Origin of the sequence: Geobacillus sp. WSUCF-018B, from assembly GCF_002809985.1 — a bacterium.
Classification (GTDB): Bacteria; Bacillota; Bacilli; order Bacillales; family Anoxybacillaceae; genus Geobacillus; species Geobacillus thermophilus.
Window position 1 is genome coordinate 1 of record NZ_PIJF01000111.1, and the last position, 2,561, is coordinate 2,561.

Below are 2,561 nucleotides of genomic sequence, written 5' to 3' on the forward strand. Positions count from 1 at the left end.
CATGAGACATGAACCTCCTTGTGGATAGTTGGTGGTACATCTATTCTAACCAAGGAATCGGGTTCATGTCTCCTTTTTTGTTTAGTTGTCAATTTATGTAAGTGAATTTGCTCATCTACAGTAAATAAAAAATCCTTTGTTTTGACCTTGTTAGGGTGCGAAATGTGAGTTACTAAGCCTGTATAAAAAATTGCTTATAACTAACCATTAAGCATATCAGAATACTGATTGTTAAAAAAGTGAGAGTGTATTTGTATTTTAAGCTCTTGTGAATTGAATCCTATTATTAATTCCCTTGTCAATCTTTCCATCTGATGATAAACCATAGGATGTATTAAAATTAAAATACAATTAATTTCTTGGATTACCTTGACTATATGATCTGTGCATTTACGAAAGTTGTCATCAACCTCTCTATCTATGTAATTTTGAACACAGCTATATAACGACAGAAATTTCGTTGTATTTGAGTGCACATAATTAGATGCATATTGATAATAGTTCCAAATATTAATATATCTTTGTTTTAAAAGTTGATTATCTTTAATATTTTCATGCTTTTTGAATCTTTCATACAATTCGTTTGTGTAGGTGCAGTTTTCAATTGCAAAATGTTTCTTACTATATTTAAAAAAATTTTCAATCAAGCTTCTTAACAAAATATATAACAGTTTTTCATCCTTAAAGGCACAAGCATGTAGCATTTGAATAGAAATAGAAAGCATTTCAGAAAAATTTTCATCTGATATCATACATTTTTCTAAATCTAACTTCCATTGAGCAAGTATATATGCTGCATCGTGTACTTTCTTTATTTGCTTTAACGAACTTTCAGATAAAAACTTCACATTATAAACATTATTCCTTAAATATTCAATTACTCTCAGAAAGCTTCCTTCTACCATTTGATTTTCCATATATTACTACCCCTTTAAGTCGAGCATATCAATAACAGACGACCAATCAGATGTATCTGATTTATTGTTGAAATCGTCACTAAAAAATTTATAAATAATACTCAAATACTTTCGAATTTTTATTATGTCATCAATCTGAGCAATATATTTAACAGTTCTACCTAATATTAGAGATCTGTTGGATTCTAAGTAGTCTGGTAACTTTATATCAAATTTCTTATCAAGAAAAGTAAGTAAATCCTTATTACGTTTAAAGTACTTTTTCGACAGGATAATTTCTGATAAACAATTAATAAGAATAAAATAGTAAATAAAATGCTCTTGATTCTCTGTTTTGTACACCGAGTATTTTTTATTAAAGTAACTTGCTCTCTCAATTATGTCTTTAATCTCTTCGTTCATTGTGCTCACTTCCTTTTCAATCAACAGTCCATATCAGAACTTATTAAGGAATTCTTCGGCTAACTTCACAATTCCTTCCCTTAAATCCGATAATTCAGTATCTGTCATATCGTATATCATCTTTCCTTGCTCTGCTGTTTCCGGAACCTTGATAGAGTATTTTAGTGTATTTTCAAATGTATTAAATCTATATTTTTCTCTAATCTCTTTCATCTTTCTTTCTGGGTGCTTATAATGTTGTACGAGTGTAAATACTATACCTAATGGTTCAATTTTCTTTGGAGCATTTTTGTTATATTGTTGAACGGTTCTTTGAAACAAGTCTACACCTAATGTTGATAAGAAATCTGGTTTAACAGGCATAATATAATAGTCACTTGCATTAAATGCTGTCAAAGTATATATAGACTGGGTAGGAGGACAATCTATAAAAATGTAATCATAACTTTCTCGTAACCCATTTTCATTAATATAATTTAATAATCTATATGGGCGATCATCTAATCCGCCAGTTGGACCATCTAAATAGAGCATGTTTAAATCTCCAGCTATTAGATCTAGATTTTCACAAATATTATATTCTAGCCTATCTACCTTTTCTGGTTTTGCCTGCCCAGTTAGCATATCAGCAACAGGAGAATTTGATTTCATGATAGTATAAATTGTTTGTCCTTTTTCATATATATTTCTGAGGTAAGTTTCCTGATCAACTAAATATTGAGTGGCATTAAACTGAGGGTCTAAATCTATTAAAAGTATTTTTTTGTTAAATCGTTTGGCTAAGCAATATGCTAAATTCACACATAATGTTGTTTTTCCAACTCCGCCTTTCATGTTTATAAAGGAAATTACGTTCTTCTTCATTTCCATACCCCTTTTAAAACCTATATTTTCTAAATAATTACCTTATAAAATTATACTAAAAATCACTAATAATGCTAACCAAAATTTTGAAATTATTTGAAAGTATGTAACTATTTATCGCCTTGGTAGATTGTTTGTGAAAGTGTTGTTTTCTCATTAGCATTTTTGACAGCTAGAAACGTGTAGTTTACATAGAGAAACATGCGGGGTAAGTTTGGTTTCAAGAGGATGATCCTTGTGGTTACTCCCGATTTAACAAATATCTCCACAAAGGCTCTATCCTGAATCCGTGATGGTTGGAAATCAACTTTGATTTTGGTGTTAGTTCTATGGATATATGATCCATACATCCCTTTTTTTGATGATTCCCTGCACCAC

Annotated in this window: 4 protein-coding genes; all 4 read right to left on the reverse strand. The window is 30.0% G+C overall.

What is annotated here, in order from left to right; all coding sequences use genetic code 11:
• Nucleotides 1-200: 200 nt before the first annotated feature.
• Entirely contained in the window at nt 201-917 is a 717-nt protein-coding gene (locus tag CV944_RS16680; protein WP_100664554.1) for a hypothetical protein, read from the reverse strand.
• A gap of 6 nt (nt 918-923) precedes the next feature.
• Entirely contained in the window at nt 924-1,319 is a 396-nt protein-coding gene (locus CV944_RS16685; protein ID WP_011886982.1) for a hypothetical protein, read from the reverse strand.
• A 33-nt stretch (nt 1,320-1,352) separates the two neighbouring features.
• Nucleotides 1,353-2,183: a ParA family protein gene (locus CV944_RS16690; RefSeq protein ID WP_158236229.1), complete on the reverse strand. Its 831-nt coding sequence runs from the start codon at nt 2,181-2,183 to the stop codon at nt 1,353-1,355.
• A 110-nt stretch (nt 2,184-2,293) separates the two neighbouring features.
• Nucleotides 2,294-2,561 (reverse strand): hypothetical protein (locus CV944_RS17795; protein ID WP_233205234.1); only part of this gene is annotated, 268 nt, incomplete at its 5' end.

What these genes read in the sequence shown, in the direction of transcription:
- CV944_RS16685 (WP_011886982.1), bottom strand. Translation starts at nt 1,319, where the DNA reads ATGAACGAAGAGATTAAAGACATAATTGAGAGAGCAAGTTACTTTAAT.
- CV944_RS16690 (WP_158236229.1), bottom strand. Translation starts at nt 2,183, where the DNA reads ATGAAGAAGAACGTAATTTCCTTTATAAACATGAAAGGCGGAGTTGGA.
- CV944_RS16680 (WP_100664554.1), bottom strand. Translation starts at nt 917, where the DNA reads ATGGAAAATCAAATGGTAGAAGGAAGCTTTCTGAGAGTAATTGAATAT.